The sequence below is a fragment of the Flavobacterium suncheonense GH29-5 = DSM 17707 genome, from assembly GCF_000430025.1.
In the GTDB taxonomy this organism is placed as follows: domain Bacteria; phylum Bacteroidota; class Bacteroidia; order Flavobacteriales; family Flavobacteriaceae; genus Flavobacterium; species Flavobacterium suncheonense.
Window position 1 is genome coordinate 262,465 of sequence record NZ_AUCZ01000007.1, and the last position, 17,722, is coordinate 280,186.

The 17,722-nt window shown below is 42.7% G+C and carries 18 protein-coding genes; 13 read left to right on the top strand and 5 right to left on the bottom strand.

Annotated elements, in window-relative coordinates; all coding sequences use genetic code 11:
• The first annotated feature begins 38 nt into the window (after window positions 1–38).
• Window positions 39–899 carry a DMT family transporter gene (locus tag G498_RS0105185; protein WP_051269738.1) on the top strand — a complete coding sequence of 287 codons (861 nt, stop codon included), beginning with the start codon at window positions 39–41 and terminating at the stop codon, window positions 897–899.
• Window positions 900–952: 53 nt separating this feature from the next.
• Here G498_RS0105185 and G498_RS0105190 read toward each other — a convergent pair whose 3' ends face one another.
• Window positions 953–3,010, bottom strand: coding sequence for a M13 family metallopeptidase (locus tag G498_RS0105190; protein ID WP_026980189.1), 2,058 nt, complete (start codon window positions 3,008–3,010; stop codon window positions 953–955).
• A gap of 207 nt (window positions 3,011–3,217) precedes the next feature.
• Between G498_RS0105190 and G498_RS0105195 the strand changes: the two genes are divergently transcribed.
• The 4 genes from G498_RS0105195 to G498_RS15710 all read left to right on the top strand — a co-directional run bounded on the left by G498_RS0105195 (window position 3,218) and on the right by G498_RS15710 (window position 6,467).
• Window positions 3,218–3,895, top strand: a complete 678-nt coding sequence (locus G498_RS0105195; protein WP_026980190.1) for an SCO family protein — start codon at window positions 3,218–3,220, stop codon at window positions 3,893–3,895.
• A 96-nt stretch (window positions 3,896–3,991) separates the two neighbouring features.
• Window positions 3,992–4,228 (top strand): FeoA family protein, encoded by a 237-nt coding sequence (locus tag G498_RS0105200; protein WP_026980191.1) that lies wholly within the window; start codon window positions 3,992–3,994, stop codon window positions 4,226–4,228.
• A gap of 3 nt (window positions 4,229–4,231) precedes the next feature.
• On the top strand, window positions 4,232–6,334 hold the full coding sequence (gene feoB, locus G498_RS0105205; protein WP_026980192.1) for a ferrous iron transport protein B: 2,103 nt from the start codon (window positions 4,232–4,234) through the stop codon (window positions 6,332–6,334).
• 1 nt (window position 6,335) lies between these two features.
• The gene (locus G498_RS15710) at window positions 6,336–6,467 is read left to right on the top strand and encodes a FeoB-associated Cys-rich membrane protein (protein ID WP_394330614.1); all 132 of its coding nucleotides are present in this window, start codon (window positions 6,336–6,338) and stop codon (window positions 6,465–6,467) included.
• Here the strand turns inward: G498_RS15710 and G498_RS0105215 are convergent.
• From G498_RS0105215 to G498_RS0105225, 3 genes are read right to left on the bottom strand one after another with little or no spacing between them, the layout of a single operon-like run.
• Window positions 6,464–6,853 carry a hypothetical protein gene (locus G498_RS0105215; RefSeq protein WP_026980193.1) on the bottom strand — a complete coding sequence of 130 codons (390 nt, stop codon included), beginning with the start codon at window positions 6,851–6,853 and terminating at the stop codon, window positions 6,464–6,466. The genes G498_RS15710 and G498_RS0105215 overlap by 4 nt on opposite strands.
• Before the next feature lie 4 nt (window positions 6,854–6,857).
• Window positions 6,858–8,741: an Nramp family divalent metal transporter gene (locus G498_RS0105220; RefSeq protein WP_026980194.1), complete on the bottom strand. Its 1,884-nt coding sequence runs from the start codon at window positions 8,739–8,741 to the stop codon at window positions 6,858–6,860.
• A 1-nt stretch (window position 8,742) separates the two neighbouring features.
• On the bottom strand, window positions 8,743–9,399 hold the full coding sequence (locus G498_RS0105225; RefSeq protein WP_026980195.1) for a metal-dependent transcriptional regulator: 657 nt from the start codon (window positions 9,397–9,399) through the stop codon (window positions 8,743–8,745).
• 100 nt (window positions 9,400–9,499) lie between these two features.
• On the opposite strand from G498_RS0105225, the gene G498_RS0105230 reads away from it, so the two are divergent.
• From G498_RS0105230 to G498_RS0105255, 6 genes are all read left to right on the top strand, one after another.
• Window positions 9,500–11,752: a TonB-dependent receptor gene (locus G498_RS0105230; RefSeq protein WP_026980196.1), complete on the top strand. Its 2,253-nt coding sequence runs from the start codon at window positions 9,500–9,502 to the stop codon at window positions 11,750–11,752.
• Window positions 11,749–12,222, top strand: a complete 474-nt coding sequence (locus G498_RS0105235; RefSeq protein WP_026980197.1) for a thioredoxin family protein — start codon at window positions 11,749–11,751, stop codon at window positions 12,220–12,222. Before G498_RS0105230 ends, G498_RS0105235 begins: the two co-directional genes overlap by 4 nt.
• A 69-nt stretch (window positions 12,223–12,291) precedes the next feature.
• Entirely contained in the window at window positions 12,292–12,702 is a 411-nt protein-coding gene (locus G498_RS0105240; RefSeq protein ID WP_026980198.1) for a BrxA/BrxB family bacilliredoxin, read from the top strand.
• An 88-nt stretch (window positions 12,703–12,790) separates the two neighbouring features.
• The gene (locus G498_RS0105245; protein WP_026980199.1) at window positions 12,791–13,525 is read left to right on the top strand and encodes a lysophospholipid acyltransferase family protein; all 735 of its coding nucleotides are present in this window, start codon (window positions 12,791–12,793) and stop codon (window positions 13,523–13,525) included.
• Between the two features lie 5 nt (window positions 13,526–13,530).
• Window positions 13,531–14,529: an acyl-ACP desaturase gene (locus tag G498_RS0105250; protein WP_026980200.1), complete on the top strand. Its 999-nt coding sequence runs from the start codon at window positions 13,531–13,533 to the stop codon at window positions 14,527–14,529.
• A gap of 70 nt (window positions 14,530–14,599) precedes the next feature.
• Window positions 14,600–15,247 (top strand): HD domain-containing protein, encoded by a 648-nt coding sequence (locus G498_RS0105255; protein ID WP_026980201.1) that lies wholly within the window; start codon window positions 14,600–14,602, stop codon window positions 15,245–15,247.
• A 111-nt stretch (window positions 15,248–15,358) separates the two neighbouring features.
• On the opposite strand, the gene G498_RS0105260 is transcribed toward G498_RS0105255, so the two are convergent.
• Window positions 15,359–15,859 (bottom strand): hypothetical protein, encoded by a 501-nt coding sequence (locus tag G498_RS0105260; protein WP_026980202.1) that lies wholly within the window; start codon window positions 15,857–15,859, stop codon window positions 15,359–15,361.
• Window positions 15,860–16,215: 356 nt separating this feature from the next.
• Between G498_RS0105260 and G498_RS0105270 the strand changes: the two genes are divergently transcribed.
• Window positions 16,216–16,956, top strand: a complete 741-nt coding sequence (locus G498_RS0105270) for a hypothetical protein (protein WP_131387661.1) — start codon at window positions 16,216–16,218, stop codon at window positions 16,954–16,956.
• A gap of 14 nt (window positions 16,957–16,970) precedes the next feature.
• On the top strand, window positions 16,971–17,585 hold the full coding sequence (locus G498_RS0105275; protein WP_131387660.1) for a DUF6705 family protein: 615 nt from the start codon (window positions 16,971–16,973) through the stop codon (window positions 17,583–17,585).
• Window positions 17,586–17,722: the final 137 nt, after the last annotated feature.

Here is a 17,722-nt window from a genome sequence, read left to right on the forward strand (position 1 = left end):
ACACCACCCAAAACAAACTGCAGGCCATCGGATTGCCCATGCTGGCGTTGCTTTGGGTAAGTTTTTTCTGGGGCACCACCTGGCTCGCGTCCAAAGAAGGTGTAAAACACATGCCGGCGTTACAATTGGCAGCCATACGGCAGTTTTTGGGCGCGTCTGTTTACCTGCTTTATTTTCTGTATAAAAAAACACCGTGGCCGAAAGGAAGACAGTGGAAGACTATTGCCATTCTCAGTATCCTCAATTTTGTACTGAGCAACGGTTTGAGTACCTGGGGCGTAAAATACATTTCCAGCGGATTAGGCGCTATTATCGGAGCTGTTTTCCCGCTGTGGATTGTAATCATTAGCTTGTTTCGGGGCGAAAAACTTTCCAGATGGTCGATTGTCGGGATGGTAATCAGTTTCGGAGGCGTCTGTTTGGTTTTTTACGATTATCTGGCCGATTTCTTAAAACCGGATTTTCAGTTCGGGATTTTTCTGTCCGTTTTGGCGACCTTAACCTGGGCTTTTGGAAGTTTGTACACCAAGAAAAAAGCCGCAAGTTTTAATCCGTATTTTAGTTTGGGGCTTCAGATGCTGATTTCGAGTCTTTTGCTGTTTGCCTACACCGGAGCAACAGGAACTTCTATTCCTTTGACGGAAATCCCGGCAGCTTCCTGGTGGTCCATTGCATATTTGGTGGTGATTGGATCGGTTTTGACCTTCATCGCTTTTATTTATGCCTTACAGCATTTGCCGGCGGAGGTAAGCAGTGTGTACGCCTATGTCAATCCGATTGTAGCGGTGGTACTGGGTGCCCTTATTTTTGGGGAACCTTTAACGATGATGATTGGCATTGGCGGCGCCGTAACAATTTTCGGATTGTATCTGGTAAACCGTTCAATGCGGAAGAAATAAAAAAATCCCAAGCATTCACTCGGGATTTTTTTTTCAAATTTTTATAGCTCAGCCTACCAGATTTTCACACGGTTATCCGGTTTCACGTACAATTTCTGTCCTTCTTTGATGTCGAAAGCCTGATAAAACGCCTCCACGTTTTGTAACGGCACATAGGCGCGGTACATCCCCGGAGAGTGCGGATCGGTTTTCACCTGATTTTTAATCGCTTCGTCTCGCATTTTGGAACGCCAAATGGTAGCCCAGGAAATGAAGAAACGCTGTTCCGGAGTATAGCCGTCAATTAAGCCCGGATTGCCGTTTTTCTTCAACGCGATTTGCAAACCGTCGTAGGCTGCGTTAACACCTCCTAAATCACCGATGTTTTCTCCCAAGGTAAACTTACCGTCTACGAAAGTTCCCGGAAGCGGTTCCAACGCACTGTACTGTGCTGCCAAAGCGCCTCCCAAACCGGTGAATTGTTTTAAATCGTCGTCGGTCCACCAGTTCACTAAGTTACCGTCTGCGTTGTAACGGGAACCCGAATCATCAAATCCGTGAGAGATTTCGTGACCGATTACCGCTCCGATACCGCCGTAATTCACCGCATCATCCGCTTTATAATCGTAGAACGGCGGTTGTAAAATTGCTGCCGGGAACACGATTTCGTTATACGAAGGATTGTAATACGCGTTTACGGTTTGTGGCGACATGCCCCATTTGGTTTTGTCTACCGGTTTGTGTAAATCCGCCAGGTTTTCAACATATCCCCAACGGGCCACATTTTTCATGTTTTCATAGTAAGTACCGCCTTCTTCTTTCGATTTGATGACCAGTTTGGAATAATCTTTCCATTTATCCGGATATCCTATTTTCACGGTCGATTTTCGCAATTTCTCGATGGCGCCTTTGCGTGTTGCCGGTGTCATCCACGGCAAGTTGTTGATGCGGTTTTCAAAAGCAAGGAATACGTTTTCAATCATCGCTTTGGCTTTCGCTTTGGCTTCTGCCGGGAATTTTTTCTCAACGTATAATTTCCCTAAGGCCTCTCCAACGGTTCCGTTTACCACCTGTAAGGCTCTTTCCTCACGTGGACGTTGTTTTAACGCTCCGGTTAGGGTTTTGCTGTAGAACTCCCAGTTGGCCGTTTCAATATCCGTAGTTAACACACCGGTCGATTTGTTGATTAACGTCCAGCGCATATAGGCTTTCCAATCTTCTATTTTGTTTGCTTTGAAAAGGTCTTCCAAAGCCGTCATGTATCTGGGTTGCGAAACAATCAGCGAGTCGATTTTTCCAATGCCTACACCTTCCAGATATCCGTTCCAGTTAACTGATGGTGTTAATTTCTGCAAATCGGCTACGGTCATTGGGTTGTAGGTTTTTCTTCGGTCGCGGCGTTCTACACGGTCCAGACGCGGACGGGCCATTTCAGTTTCCAGTGCTAAAACTTTCTCAGCCTGAATTTTGGCTTCGGCCGGTTTAATACCTAAAAACTGAAGCATTCTTGCTACGTGCAGTACATATTTTTCGCGTTTTTCTTTCGAATCTTTATCGTCGGAAACGTAGTAATCGCGGTCCGGTAATCCCAGACTTCCCAAACCGATGTACACCACATTGCGGTTGCTGTTTTTGGCATCCGGACCTACACCGGCACCGTAAAAACCTAAACCTCCCTGCGGTTCCATTTCGATTAGCAATTTATTGACATCCGCAAGGGTTTTGATGGCGTTGATTTTGGCCAGATAGGGTTTTAAAGGCGTAATTCCCAGTTTGTTTCGGGAAAGGGTATCCATATACGTTTTGTATACGTTCACGGCTTTTGCCTGATCGGATTTCGGGTCTAAATTTTTATTGGCCGCGGCTTCTTTTAGGATGGCCAGGGCATCCCTGTCTGTATTCTGACGCAATTCGTCAAAACTTCCCCAACGGGTTCGGTCGGCCGGAATTTCGGTTTTATCAAACCAGGCTCCGTTAACATAGCGGAAGAAATCATCGCCGGGTTTTACCGACTTGTCCATCAAATCGATGTCAATTCCCGGATTTTTGAGTTTAGCCTGTTGGGCAGCAGCTCCCAAACTCAGCAATGAAAATACCGCAAGCGAGCCGGCTGCAATCCTATTTTTTTTCATAATCTAGTTTTTTTTAGGTTTAAGGCAAAATATTTATTGCTCAATGGTTTATACTCTTTAAAATAGGTGTTGCGTTCTTATAATTTGTTACACCAATACTCAAAAATAGAAATTATCCGTTGTCTTATGCAATTTTTAACACTTGTATGGCAGTAACTTACCGGGGATTCCGTTTGGGTATTGTATCTTTGCCGAAACTAAAAAAATATGTTGTCTTTCTTTAAAAAATACATTCCGTTTTTTATTGTCCTGGGGGTTCTTTCGGCCATCATCATTACTTTGTTTTACAATGCGCTGAAACCTAAAAAGACTTTGCCGGTATATACGCCGTCCATGGTTAATCCGGAACTGGTGGATTCGACGATTCAGCATATCGCCAACAAGGCCCAGCATCATATTGCCGATTTCGCTTTTACCAACCAAAACGGAAAAACCATCACCCAAAAAGACTACGAAGGCAAAGTTTATGTGGCCGATTTTTTCTTCACCACCTGCCAGACCATCTGCCCGATGATGACCGATAACATGAGCTGGCTGCAGGCACAAATTAAAGACAATCCCGACGTCATGCTGCTTTCGCATTCGGTAACACCCGATATCGATAGCGTATCCGTCCTGAAAAAATATGCACTGGAAAAAGGTGTCATCGACAGCAAATGGAACCTGGTAACCGGCAACAAAAAAGACATTTACTACCTGGCCCGAAAATCGTATCTGGCGGTTAAAACGGGAAATCCTTCCGAAATGTACGACATGGTGCATACCGAAAACTTCGTGTTGGTAGACCGCAAACGCCGCGTGCGTGGTTTTTACGACGGCACCAAAAAAGAAGCGATGGAAAAACTGTTGGAAGACATTACTTTTTTGGTAAACGAGGAGAAATAAGCGCTGAAATCATAAATTTTTGCAAAATTGATTTTTATCATCTTTTACAATATTATTATCCTTATTTTTGTAATCTAAATTCAATCTAAATAAAGTTTGACTCTTACGTTAGCCCAATTACAACGCGGACAAAAAGCCATCATTACGGATTTTAATGTGGACGAGATTCCTTTAAAATTACTGGAAATGGGTTGCTTACCCGGAAACGAAGTGGAACTGCTGCAGGTAGCACCGCTCGGCGATCCGTTGTACATTAACGTGAATGACAGTCATGTGGCGATTCGATTGGAAACGGCAAAAGAAATCCGTATTGACCTCATAAACGAATTCTGATTTATGACGCACAATACCATAAAAGTAGCTTTAATCGGAAACCCCAACGTGGGGAAAACTTCGGTTTTTAACGAACTGACCGGACTGAACCAGCAAGTGGGAAACTATCCGGGGATTACGGTAGAAAAGAAAGTCGGATTTTCGAAATTATCCGAATACACCAAAGCCACGATTTTAGATTTACCCGGAACCTACAGCCTGAACGCCAGTTCGATGGACGAAAGCGTCGTGATTGAACTCCTGATGAACAAAAACGACAAAAATTTTCCCGATGTGGCCGTAGTGGTTTCGGAAGTGGAAAACCTGAAGCGCAACCTGCTTTTGTTCACCCAGATTAAAGATCTGGAAATCCCGACGATTTTAGTGATCAACATGTCCGACCGGATGGACGCCAAAGGAATTACTTTAGATATTCCGTTTCTGGAAGCCCAACTGAAAACCAAAATCGCGCTGGTAAGTTCCCGCAAAAAAACCGGAATTGCCGAACTGAAAAAACTCATCATCAATTACAAAGAATTACCCACTGAACCGTGTCTGAACGCTTCGAGCATCGATCCGGATTATTTTAACAGCCTGCGCCGCGCGTTTCCGAACCAGTTGCTGTATAAATTGTGGCTTGTGATTACCCAAGACGTCAATTTCTCTAACCTGCACCGCAAACACATCGAGGAAAACTCCTTTGCCAAACCCAAAGCAGAACTGAAACGCCTGCAGCAGAAAGAAACCATCAAACGCTATCAGTTTATCAACGATACGCTGAAAGTGGGGTACATTGTGGACAAAACCAAAGCCACCGATATCCGCGAAAAACTGGATCGGATTTTAACGCATAAAATATACGGTTACCTGATTTTCTTCGGAATTTTACTGCTGATTTTCCAATCGATTTTCGACTGGTCGAGCATTCCGATGGATTTTATCGACAGCAGTTTTGCCGCGTTAAGTTCCTTCGCCAAAACCCATTTGCCGGCCGGAGTGTTAACCGATTTAATAGCCGAAGGCATCATTCCGGGCTTGGGCGGGATTGTCATTTTTATTCCACAGATTGCCTTTTTGTTCCTCTTTATTTCAGTATTGGAAGAGAGCGGTTACATGAGCCGCGTGGTGTTCCTGATGGATAAAATCATGCGCCGTTTCGGCCTGAGCGGGAAAAGCGTTGTGCCGCTAATTTCAGGAACAGCTTGTGCGATTCCGGCGATTATGGCAGCTCGTAATATTGAAAACTGGAAAGAACGCCTAATCACGATTTTAGTCACGCCGTTCACCACCTGTTCCGCGCGTTTACCGGTATATGCGATTTTAATTTCACTGATTATCCCGGACAAGCGCATATTGGGCATCTTCAACCTGCAGGGTTTAACCTTAATGTTTTTGTACATGCTGGGCTTCGGTATGGCCATTGTCTCGGCATATGCTTTGAATAAAGTACTGAACATCAAATCGCGTTCTTATTTTGTGGTGGAAATGCCTAGCTACAAAGTTCCGATGTTTAAAAACGTTGGAATTAATGTGGTAGAGAAAACGAAATCGTTTGTTTTTGGTGCCGGGAAAATCATTTTGGCCTTATCGGTAATTTTGTGGTTTTTAGGTTCCCACGGACCAAACAATACCTTTCACAACGCAGAAGAAATCGTGGAGAGCCAACTTCAGAACAAAGAAATTTCGGGAGAGAAAGAGGATTTGATTGCTTCCTATAAACTGGAGCATTCCTATATCGGGATCATCGGAAAATCGATTGAACCGGTCATCAAACCTTTGGGTTACGACTGGAAAATCGGAATTGCTGTGGTGAGTTCGTTTGCCGCCCGTGAAGTTTTCGTGGGAACTTTGGCAACCATTTATAGTGTGGGCAGTCATGCCGAAGAGGAAACCACCATCAAAAACAAAATGGCAGCGGAAGTGCATCCGGTAACGGGCGTGAAGATTTTTAACTTTGCCACCGGAACTTCTTTATTGCTGTTTTACGCCTTTGCCATGCAGTGTATTTCCACCTTGGCCATTACTAAAAAGGAAACCAATTCTTGGCGCTGGCCGATGATTCAGCTCGCTTTTATGAGTGGTTTCGCCTATACCGTTTGTCTGATTGTATACCAACTCTTAAAATAAGATGATTACTTTTCAGGAAATAATCGCCTACTTGCTTTTGGGAATCGCCGTGGCTTTTCTGTGGAAGAAATTTTTCGGCAAAAAGAAAAAAGGCAAAAACTGCGGCAACGACACCGATTGCGGCTGTCATTAATATTTCAGCACAATTTTGTACTCTTCCGGCTGAATGGTAACGCCTTCTTTGGGATAAGGTGCCACACTTACGGCTTTCAGTTTTTCTTTGCTTGGAGGAAGATGCTGTTCAAACCATGCTTTTACTTCGTCGGCTGATTGTGCATTTATCGTAAACTGCGTTTGTTCGCTGAGTTTTTTGTTTTCGTAAACGGCGACTTCAATGGTTACTTCGCCCGCCCAAACGCATTGCACGCCTTCCGGACAACGGGAATCGTTTAGAACGCGTACCAAAACCACTTCTTTCCCGGATTGGGAGTCCAGTTGCTGGTTGATTTCGTTTTTGGAAGCAGAAGCACAACCCATTAACAACGCGAACAAAAACCCTAATGCTGCAATTTTTTTCATCGGTTTAATTTTTTACAATCAAAAGCGGAATCTTAATGCTGTGTCGTACGGCATCCACCGTCGTACCGAACAACAAATCCTTGAACCAGTGGTGGCCGTGCGCTCCCAAAATCAGAATGTCGAAATCGCCTTCGTTTACCAGTTTGGCAATCCCTTTCTTCGGACTTCCGAAATCCAGTTTTATGGTGACTTTATACCCTTTGGCTTCCAGGGCATTTTTGTAATCGTTTAGGTAATTTGAATCGCTGGCCGTCTCAAAATCCTGAATTTCTTCACCATATACCATCGCACCCACGGTTTCCACTACGTGAATAATGGTGTAATTTGCTTCTTTTCCGCCTAACTGCAAAGCACTTTCGATACTTTTTTCATCGGTAGTGGAAAAATCCAGTGCTATCGCGATGTTCGAATACACGATTGGTTTTTCGGCTTCTTTTACAACAATATGTTTAATATGCGGCACCAAAGTCGGAGACACCATCGTTTTTTCGATGAGTGGTTTGATGATGATGTACAAAAGCAACAACGCGGCTGCAACAGCCAACGGCACGACAAAAATCCAGAGGTAAACCGGGTTTTCGGACGTTTCGATCCAGCCTTTGATTTCGTCATAAACCAAACGGGCGTTCAGCGACACGATTACCAAAGCAATCAGCCAGGACGCGATTTTCGTATATTTTCCGATGGCAAATCCTTTCATCTTTCTGTTGTCGCTCACAAAGTGAATCAGCGGAATGATCGCAAACCCTAATTGCAAGCTTAATATTACCTGACTTAAAATTAGCAATTTTCCGGTGGCTTCTTCTCCAAAATACACGATTGTTAAAAAAGCCGGAACAATCGCTATCAATCGGGTGATGATACGACGCACCCACGGCTGAATCCGCAAATTCAGATAGCCTTCCATCACAATCTGACCTGCCAGTGTTCCGGTAATGGTCGAACTTTGTCCGGCGGCCAGAAGCGCTAAAGCGAATAGTATCGAAGCCCATTCCGTGCCTAAAAGCGGTGTGAGCAAACGATGCGCATCCTGAATTTCGGCTACTTCAAACATTCCGTTTTTGTAAAACGTCGCAGCGGCTAAAATCAGAATCGCGGCATTTACAAAAAAAGCTAAGTTCAAAGCGATTAACGAATCGAAAAAATTATACCGGATGGCTTGCTTAATCCCTTTGGCGGAACGGTCGAATTTTCGGGTTTGCACCAAAGACGAATGCAGGTACAAATTGTGCGGCATCACCGTGGCTCCGATAATTCCGATGGCGATGTACAACGCGGTACTGTCGGGAATGGACGGTACAAGTCCGGCAGCAATCTGTCCCGGATCCGGCTTGGCCAGAAACATTTCCACCAAAAACGAAATCCCGATAATCGCAATGAGCGCAATGATAAAAGCCTCCATTTTTTTGATGCCTTTGTTCAGTAAAAAAAGCAACAGAAACGTATCCAGCATCGTAATGCTCACCCCCCACAGCAGCGGAATATCAAACAACAGCTGCAGCCCGATGGCCATCCCCAAAACTTCAGCCAAATCACAGGCGGCAATGGCAATTTCGGCTAAAAAGTACAGTACAAAATTCACGGGTCTCGAATACGTATCCCGGGAAGCCTGTGCTAAATCTCTCTGACGGACAATTCCCAAACGCGCGCTCAAACTCTGCAACAGCAACGCCATGATGTTGGACATCAGTAACACCCAGATTAAGGTATAGCCGAACTGACTTCCTCCGGCTAAATCGGTCGCCCAGTTTCCCGGATCCATATAGCCGACACTTACCATGTAGGCCGGACCGAAAAAGGCCAGAATACGCTTCCAGACAGTTGTGTTTTGCGTAATTGCTACCGACTGGTGTACTTCTTCTAAGGAATTTGTTTTTTGCGCTGCCATCTTATGAAACGGTTTTGACAAACAGGTTGCCGGCTATTTTGTTGGAAATAATCATGGATTTTCCGTTAACTTCTATGGTTAAGGACATGTCGAAACTTTCTTTGGCCACCACTTTAATTTTCGAACCCAAAGCGATTTGCTGTTTGTCCAGATATTGCAAAAAACTGGAGGACGAATCTTTTACGCCTACGCAAATTCCGGTTTGTCCGATTTCAAATTCCGAAAGCAGTTGTTTTTCGACTTTTACAATGTTGCCGTTTTTATCCGGAATCGGGTCGCCGTGCGGATCTTCTGTAGGAAAACCCAAAAAAGCATCCAATTTGTTGATGAGTTTTTCGGATTTGATGTGCTCCAGCTCTTCGGCCACATCGTGTACCTCATCCCAGGCAAAATCCAGTTTTTCCACTAAAAAAACTTCCCATAAGCGGTGCTTGCGGACGATCATTTTGGCGGCCATCAGCCCTTTATCAGTCAACATTACGCCTTGGTATTTTTGATAAATGATCAGTTCTTTTTCGGCTAACTTTTTAATCATATCGGTTACCGACGAGGCCTTGCTCTCAATCAAAGCCGCAATGGCATTGGTGCTCACGCCCTGTTTCTGTGACAGTGATAGATGATAAATGGCCTTGAGATAGTTTTCTTCCGAATAGGTCATCATTAAATTTTTACGTTTCCAAAAATACAATTTTTTTTGATTGAAAATATTTTTTTAGTTTTGTCTAAATTATTATTTCGATAATAGCTAAAATAAAATTGTGAAAAAACTAATTCAGATACTGTTTCTTTTTCTGTCCCATGCCCTTTTGGCGCAAAATTCGATTAAAGGAAAAATTACTGCGGAAGGCGTGCCGCTTGAGTTTGCTTCGGTTTCCCTTTTAAAAACCACGTGGGGCACGACGGCCGACAGTCTTGGCAATTACACCCTGAACCATATCCCAAAAGGAGCATACCAGATTAGAGTATCCTATACCGGTTTTAAAAGCCAGCAACGAAAAATCACGGTAAACGATTCCACCGAAACACTTCTGGATTTCGATTTAAAAGCCGACAATGCTTTAGAAGAAGTCGTGGTTACCGGAACCTTAAAAGCCGTAAACCGATTAGAAAGCCCTGTACCGGTGGAAGTGTACAAACCTACTTTTTTCAAAAAAAACCCAACCGCTAATATTTTTGAAGCGCTGCAGAACGTAAACGGCGTTCGTCCGCAATTAAACTGCAACGTTTGCAACACCGGCGATATTCACATTAACGGCTTGGAAGGCCCGTACACTTTGGTTTTGATTGACGGCATGCCGATTGTAAGCGGTTTGTCTACGGTTTACGGTTTGTCCGGTATTCCGAATTCACTGTTAGAAAGAATTGAAGTCGTGAAAGGGCCGGCTTCTTCGCTGTACGGTAGTGAAGCAGTGGGCGGATTAATCAACATTATCACCAAAAACCCGAAAAGTGCTCCGGTAGTTGCTGCTGATGCATTTTCCACGAGTTGGGGCGAAGCGAATCTCGATTTAGGATTTAAAACCAATTTGAGCAAAGCCGTTTCCCTGTTAACCGGTGTGAATTACTTCAACTACAGCAACCCGACAGACAACAACCGCGATAATTTTACGGATGTGACCTTGCAGGACCGCATTTCCGTCTTTCAGAAGTTAAATTTCAACCGGAAGAGCAATAAATTATTTTCCATGGCCGGGCGTTTTTTCTACGAAGACCGTTGGGGCGGGGAAATGCAATGGGAGAAAAAATACCGGGGTGGCAGTGAAGTCTATGGCGAAAGTATTTATACCAAACGCTATGAATTATTAGGTTCCTATGAATTACCTGTTCCCGAAAAAATACTGTTTACCTTTTCGTATACCGACCACGACCAGAATTCGGTGTATGGGAATATTCCGTATCTGGCACAGCAAAAGATTGGTTTCAGTCAGCTGACCTGGGACAAGAAAATGAAAAACCACGATTTTCTTTTCGGAACCGCAGTCCGGTACCAGTTTTACAACGACAACACGCCGGCCACCGCAAATGCGGATAAAAGCTGGATTCCCAGTTTGTTTGCACAGGACGAAATCCGCCTGACGGAAAAACACAACCTCCTTTTGGGCTTGCGTTACGATTACAACCACCGCCACGGCAATATTTTTACGCCAAGACTGGCCCACAAATGGAAAATCAATGACAAATCGATTTTTCGTTTTAATGCCGGTACCGGATTTCGGGTAGTGAACCTTTTTACGGAAGAACATGCCGCGCTTACAGGTTCCCGCGATGTTGAAGTGCTGGAAGATCTGGAACCGGAACGTTCTTACAATGCCAACCTGAACTTTTTAAGGAAATTCTATACCGGTAACGGCGATTACGTCGGACTGGAAACCACCGCTTGGTACACCTATTTCACGAATTCCATCATTCCGGATTACGACACCGATCCGAACAAAATCATTTACAAAAACCTGGATGGACATTCGGTAACACAAGGCGTGAGTGTGAACCTCGACGCGGTATTCCAAAACGGTCTGAAAATTATTGTGGGCGCAACCTATATGGATGTGGCCAAAACGGAAAATGGCGTCAAAACCCGTCAGATGCTTACCGAAAAATTTACGGGAACCTGGGCGGTTTCGTACCGCATCAAAAAATGGTTTTTGGATATCGATTACACCGGAAATGTGTACGGCCCAATGCGCCTGCCAACGCTTGGTGCCTTAGATCCGAGAAAAGAGTACTCGCCTACGTGGAGCATCCAGAACATTCAGTTCACTTTTAACAAGGCAAAAAATATTGAATTTTACGGCGGAATCAAAAATTTATTAAATTGGACCCCAAACAAAGGGAATCCGTTTATCATTGCCCGGGCCAACGATCCTTTTGATGAAAACGTACAATATAATCCGGACGGCAGCGTTATGGTTACAGCAGACAACCCGTACGGACTGACTTTTGATCCCGGCTATGTATACGGACCGAATCAGGGCATTCGAAGCTTTTTCGGAATCCGATATACCTTGAAATGATGAAGACAAAACTTGCAATAGTACTTCTTTTCTTTTGTGCCTTCTCCGGATTCGCACAACTAAAAACCTATACCTTTCCGGAAGCGGAAAAACTTGAAAAACAAAATCCGAAACCGGTTTTCGTATTTGTGCATACTTCCTGGTGCAAGTACTGCAAAATGATGGAAAATTCGACGTTTAAAAATCCGGAAGTTGTCCAGTTGTTAAATGACAATTTCTATTTTGTGTCGCTGGATGCCGAACAGAAAGCCCCGATTACCTTTAAAAACAAAACCTTCAGATACAAACCGAAAGGTCAAAATTCCGGCGTAAACGAACTGGCCGAGGAATTGGGCACCATAGACGGCGCACTTACCTATCCGACTTTTTCGATTTTGGGAAAAGACAACACTATTTTACTGCAAATCAGCGAATATACCGATGCCAAAACGATGATTGGCCTGCTGAAAGAAGCCGCCGCGTTTCGTTAACAACATTCTAACAGAAATTCCGATTTTACTTTGTAAATTTGCAGCACATTAATCTTAGAAAGTAAAACTATGTATCCAGAAGAAATGGTAAAACCGATGCGCGCTGAACTGACAGAAGCCGGTTTTCAGGAATTATATAGCGCTGAGGCAGTGGAAACTGCTTTAGCCAAAGAAGGGACTACCTTGGTAGTGGTAAACTCCGTTTGCGGTTGTGCGGCCAGAAACGCACGTCCGGGAGCCAAAATGAGTCTGGAAGGCAGTAAAAAGCCAGATCATTTGGTAACGGTTTTTGCCGGCGTGGATAAAGAAGCGGTGGATGCTGCCCGTCAGCACATGTTCCCGTTCCCGCCGTCTTCACCGAGTATGGCTTTGTTCAAAAACGGAGAATTGGTGCACATGTTGGAGCGCCATCACATCGAAGGCCGTCCGGCAGAACTAATCGCCGATAATTTAAAAGACGCCTACAACGAATTCTGCTAAGCAATACGATTTCGGCACCGTATAAAACCGCCATTTTTATGGTGGTTTTCTATTTTATAGCCTTATATTTGCCTATTATTTGAAAAAAATGCAAAAGATTCTCTCGTATCCCTTATCTATCGTTTACTATCTGGCCTTCGGATTGTGCCTTGTGGTATTCCACCCGATTCAGTGGATTTGCTTTAACGTGTTCGGCTATCAGGCGCACAAAAAAAGTGTGGATTATCTGAATTTCTGCCTGACCAAATGCACCAATATTTTAGGAACCACCTACCATTTTGAGAATATTCACCTGGTTCCGAAAGACGTTCCGATTATTTTCGTGGCCAACCACCAAAGCATGTATGATATTGTTGGCATTATCTGGTATTTGCGAAGATTTCACCCTAAATTTGTAAGTAAGAAAGAATTGGGTAAAGGAATTCCGAGTGTATCGTACAATTTACGCCACGGCGGTTCCGTTTTAATAGACAGAAAAGACCCGAAACAAGCCCTGCCGGTTATTAAAGGTTTGGGCGAATACATAGAAAAACACAAACGTTCTGCTGTAATTTTTCCGGAAGGAACAAGAAGCAAAACCGGTGTCCCGAAGCGTTTCTCGGAAAACGGCCTGAAGATTTTATGCAAATATGCCCCTTCAGCCTACGTGGTTCCGATATCGATTAACAACTCATGGAAAATGGTCCGTTACGGCAAATTTCCGATGGGTTTAGGCAACAGATTAGAATTCACCATTCACGAACCTATAGCGATTAAAGATTTTTCATTCCCGGAATTGATGGAGAAAACGGAAAATGCAGTGGTGCAAGGAATTAAAAATTAAAGATTATGTCCATACAAAATGTGCGTCTGGAAGTGATGCAGTTTTTAGAAAAAAACATCGACAGTTTCGTAGAAAACTACCTGATTCCTGTCGAGAAAATCTGGCAACCAAGCGATTTGTTACCCGACTCCGAAAAGGAAACTTTTCTGGAAGACGTTACCGAACTGCGCGAGCTTGCCAAAGAATTACCGTATGATTTCTGGGTGGTTCTGGTAGGCGATACCATCACCGAAGAAGCTTTACCGACTTACGAATCCTGGTTAATGGACGTAGAAGGCGTTAACCAAAAAACCCCTACCGGTGATAACGGCTGGGCCAAATGGCTGCGCCACTGGACCGGTGAGGAAAACCGTCACGGCGATTTGCTGAACAAATACCTGTACCTGTCCGGACGCGTAAACATGCGCGAAGTGGAAATGACTACGCACCATTTAATCAACGATGGTTTCGATCCGGGAACCGACCGCGATCCGTATAAAAATTTCGTGTTTACCAGTTTTCAGGAATTGGCTACCTACATTTCCCACAACCGCGTGGCACAACTGGCAAAGAAATTCGGCGATCATAAACTGTCGAAAATCTGCAAACTGATTGCCGGAGACGAAATGCGTCACCACCACGCCTATTCGGAATTTGTAAACCGCATCTTCAAAGTCGATCCGAGTGAGATGATGCTGGCCTTCCAGTACATGATGAAAAAGAAAATTACCATGCCGGCACATTTAATCCGCGAATCGGGGGAAAGCATCGGAACGGCGTTTGAAAAATTTTCGGAGTCGGCTCAACGCATCGGGGTGTATACCGCTTTGGACTATGTGGACATTCTGGAAAAACTAAACGTAAAATGGGAAATCGACAAGATTACCAACCTGACCGACGAAGCCGAAAAAGCACGCGACTATCTGTTGAAATTACCGGAACGCATGACCCGAATTGCCGAGCGCATGGTGGTACCGGCCGAGGAGAAAATCTTCAAATGGGTACAACCGGCTTTGGTAAAATAATTTAGCGAAACCCTTTTCAAAATACAGAAATCCTTTCCGCAACGAAAGGATTTTTTTAACGCTGATCACAATGAGTTTAATCGACAACACTATCCGTTTTGTAAAACAACAACTGGAAAACGCGGAAGGCGGCCACGACTGGTTTCACATCGAACGCGTGTATAAAAACGCACTTTTAATTGCCCAAGAGGAAAACGACTGTGATCTGACTATCGTAAAATTAGCCGCTTTGCTTCACGACATCGCCGACAGCAAATTCCACAACGGCAACGAACAGCTGGGCCCGAAAACCGCGCGCATTTTTCTGGAAAGTCAAGGTGTGTCGGAAGAAATCATCGCGCACGTGATTGCGATTATCGAAAACATTTCGTTTAAAGGCGGGAATTTTGAAAAGCAGTTTTCCTCCAAAGAACTGGACATCGTTCAGGATGCCGATCGTCTGGATGCCCTTGGTGCGATTGGGATTGCGCGCACGTTCAACTACGGTGGCTTTAAAAACCGCCCGTTGTACAACCCTGCCATTCAGCCGAATCTGAACATGGACAAGGAAACGTATAAGCATTCCGAGTCGCCTACGATAAACCATTTCTACGAAAAACTCCTGTTGCTAAAAGACCGGATGAATACCGAAACCGGTAGGCAAATCGCCGAAAAACGCCATGCGTATATGTTGGGCTTTCTGGCGCAGTTTTATGCTGAATGGGATGGGGAGGTGTAGTGGGCAGCTAATAGCTTTTAGCTGTTAGCTTTCAGGTGTAGTCGTAGTTTTCAAGGGTAGCTTTGAAAAAAAAATGTACTGTTTTTAACCGCATTGCGCTTAGTTATTTCATTAATTATATAATTCCGAAAGCATTTTTATTTCTTCAATTTCGTCATCATTAAGTTTTATTTTCACTTTGATATTATCGAAAATTGGGTTAGGATTTTTAGTTATTGCCAAATAAATACTTTTTGATAAAATATCTTTTGTGTGCTCGTCTTTTTCTTCAAGCATTTTTTCAAATAATTTACTGGTTTCTAAAGTTGGATACATTGCTAGAGTTTTGCATATATAAATCCATTCCGGTGATGAATCGTATTCATTTTTCTTCTTTTGAATATTGACATACTTTAAAACAAAACCGTAAAAAGAATCATCAGGAAAATTTTCAACAGCTGACAAAAAGCTAGCCTGATAACCTTTTTTGTTAAAAAAAGATTTTATTAGCTTGATGTCTTCGGGTTTTTTATATTTCGCAAGCAAACTTAAAGCAACACCGTTTTTTTCATTTAAAACTAATGACCTTATAAGATTGTAATTTTGACTGTTTGCTTCTATTTGAATATACAAACAAAAAGTAGAGTAAAAACGAAAGTGAAATTGCACAAGAAGGTATAAAAGAAATTACTACAATTACTACAACTTCTATACAAACCACAACTAACGAAAAGTTTTCAATTATTTCTTTTTTTTATTCGCTTTGTAGTGGAGTTCCCTATGATTGTGGAGGTAGTATTTGTGGTTTTGGTTATTATCAAGAAACCATTTGGATACCCGAATGGGGAGATAGCGGAGGTTCTGGTTCTGGTTCTGGTTCATCAGGCTCATCAGGTAGTGAAGGTGGCGGTGGTGGTAGCAGTAATGGCGGTTCATCAAATAATGACAATGACAATGAAAACCCAAACGATGAGATTATTACAACTCCAGTGCATTGTCCAGGTGGTTGTCCTGAGATTGTTGAAGAAGCGGAAGACTTAGCAGCTAACCCTTGTAAAAAAATAAGCAAACAGCTAACTAAATTTCCTGCTATGAGGCAAGGGTTGGTTGATTTAGCTACAACTACTTCACAAGATACCGAAAACGGAATTTACGCTTTAGATGATTATGCAGGAACAGAGCCTGACGCAATAAAAACAATACCCGAAGGAACAGCCGGAGAATTAGAGATTAATGCGAATCCGCCTACTCCGTATGTGATGTTAGCCCACACGCACAACAGTCCGGCAGATTCAACCTATTCTGTATTTTCATGGGAGGATTTAACCACTATAAGCCTTTTACTATTTAAAGATCAAATCGAAGTAAACGAATTTGTTTTTTATGTAATTACTGCCGATGGCACACGTTATGCAATGACCATAAACAATAAAGAAAAGTTTATGCAATATATTTTTGATATGAAAAAAATGCCTCTTGGAACAGTTATTGATATGGATAGAATCAAAAAGAAAAGCGAAATTGAAAACGAATATTACTCCAAAGAATTTGGTAATACTCCCTTAATCAAAGAAAATTCTAATCCTGATGATGATAAACTTAATTTTTTAAAAATGATGAAAAAGGCAGATATAGGTGCGGATTTATTTGAAGTAGATGCTACTTTTACAACCTATACAAAGCTTACCTTAAATAATACTAACACTATAATACCAACACCATGTCAATAATAAAAAAAACACTAATGTTAAAACTAACTATTTTAGTTTTATGTACCTTTACTTCATGTAAAACAACCGCACAAACGGTAATTGTTAAGGATATTTCTGAAATGAAAACAGAAGACTGGTCTGTGGACGGTTCTGTTAAAAAATATTTTAAAGATATTGATAATGATTTTGCCTCTTTTCTAGGTACTTGGATAGCCCCAATGGGTAACAACCAAACTTTTGTGGTAAGTTTATATAAGGTTACAAAAAACCCAAGACGTGATACAAATGGAAATGTAGAATATTATGTAGATGATATAGAAGGTCATTACCGTTTGGTAGAAAACTATGATTTACTAAATGAACAAGTAATTTATACTAGTAATAAACATTGGGTGGGCACAACAGATGTTTATCCGGGTATTTATGTAATGAAATCAAATGATGGAATCCATAGTTATGGAACAGTGATGGATACTAGTTTTCCTGTAAGTTCACCATATTACAGGCAAGAAGGCAGACTGGGTATGAAAATTTTGAGTACTAATCCTACTACTGCACAATGGCGTATCAGCAAAGGTTCTGATGCCAAACCAGAAGATAGGGTTTTTAATATCCCAACCGATATTATTTTAACCAAAGTAAATTAAAACCACTTACAACAAGGGTTTTGTGAAATTGCAGGTGCATTTTGTATCTGCAATTTTCAATTTATAAAATAAAATTTAATCTATATTTGTAATGTTATTTACCAAAATTCTACAACTTCACAAAGCCCCGAGACGTT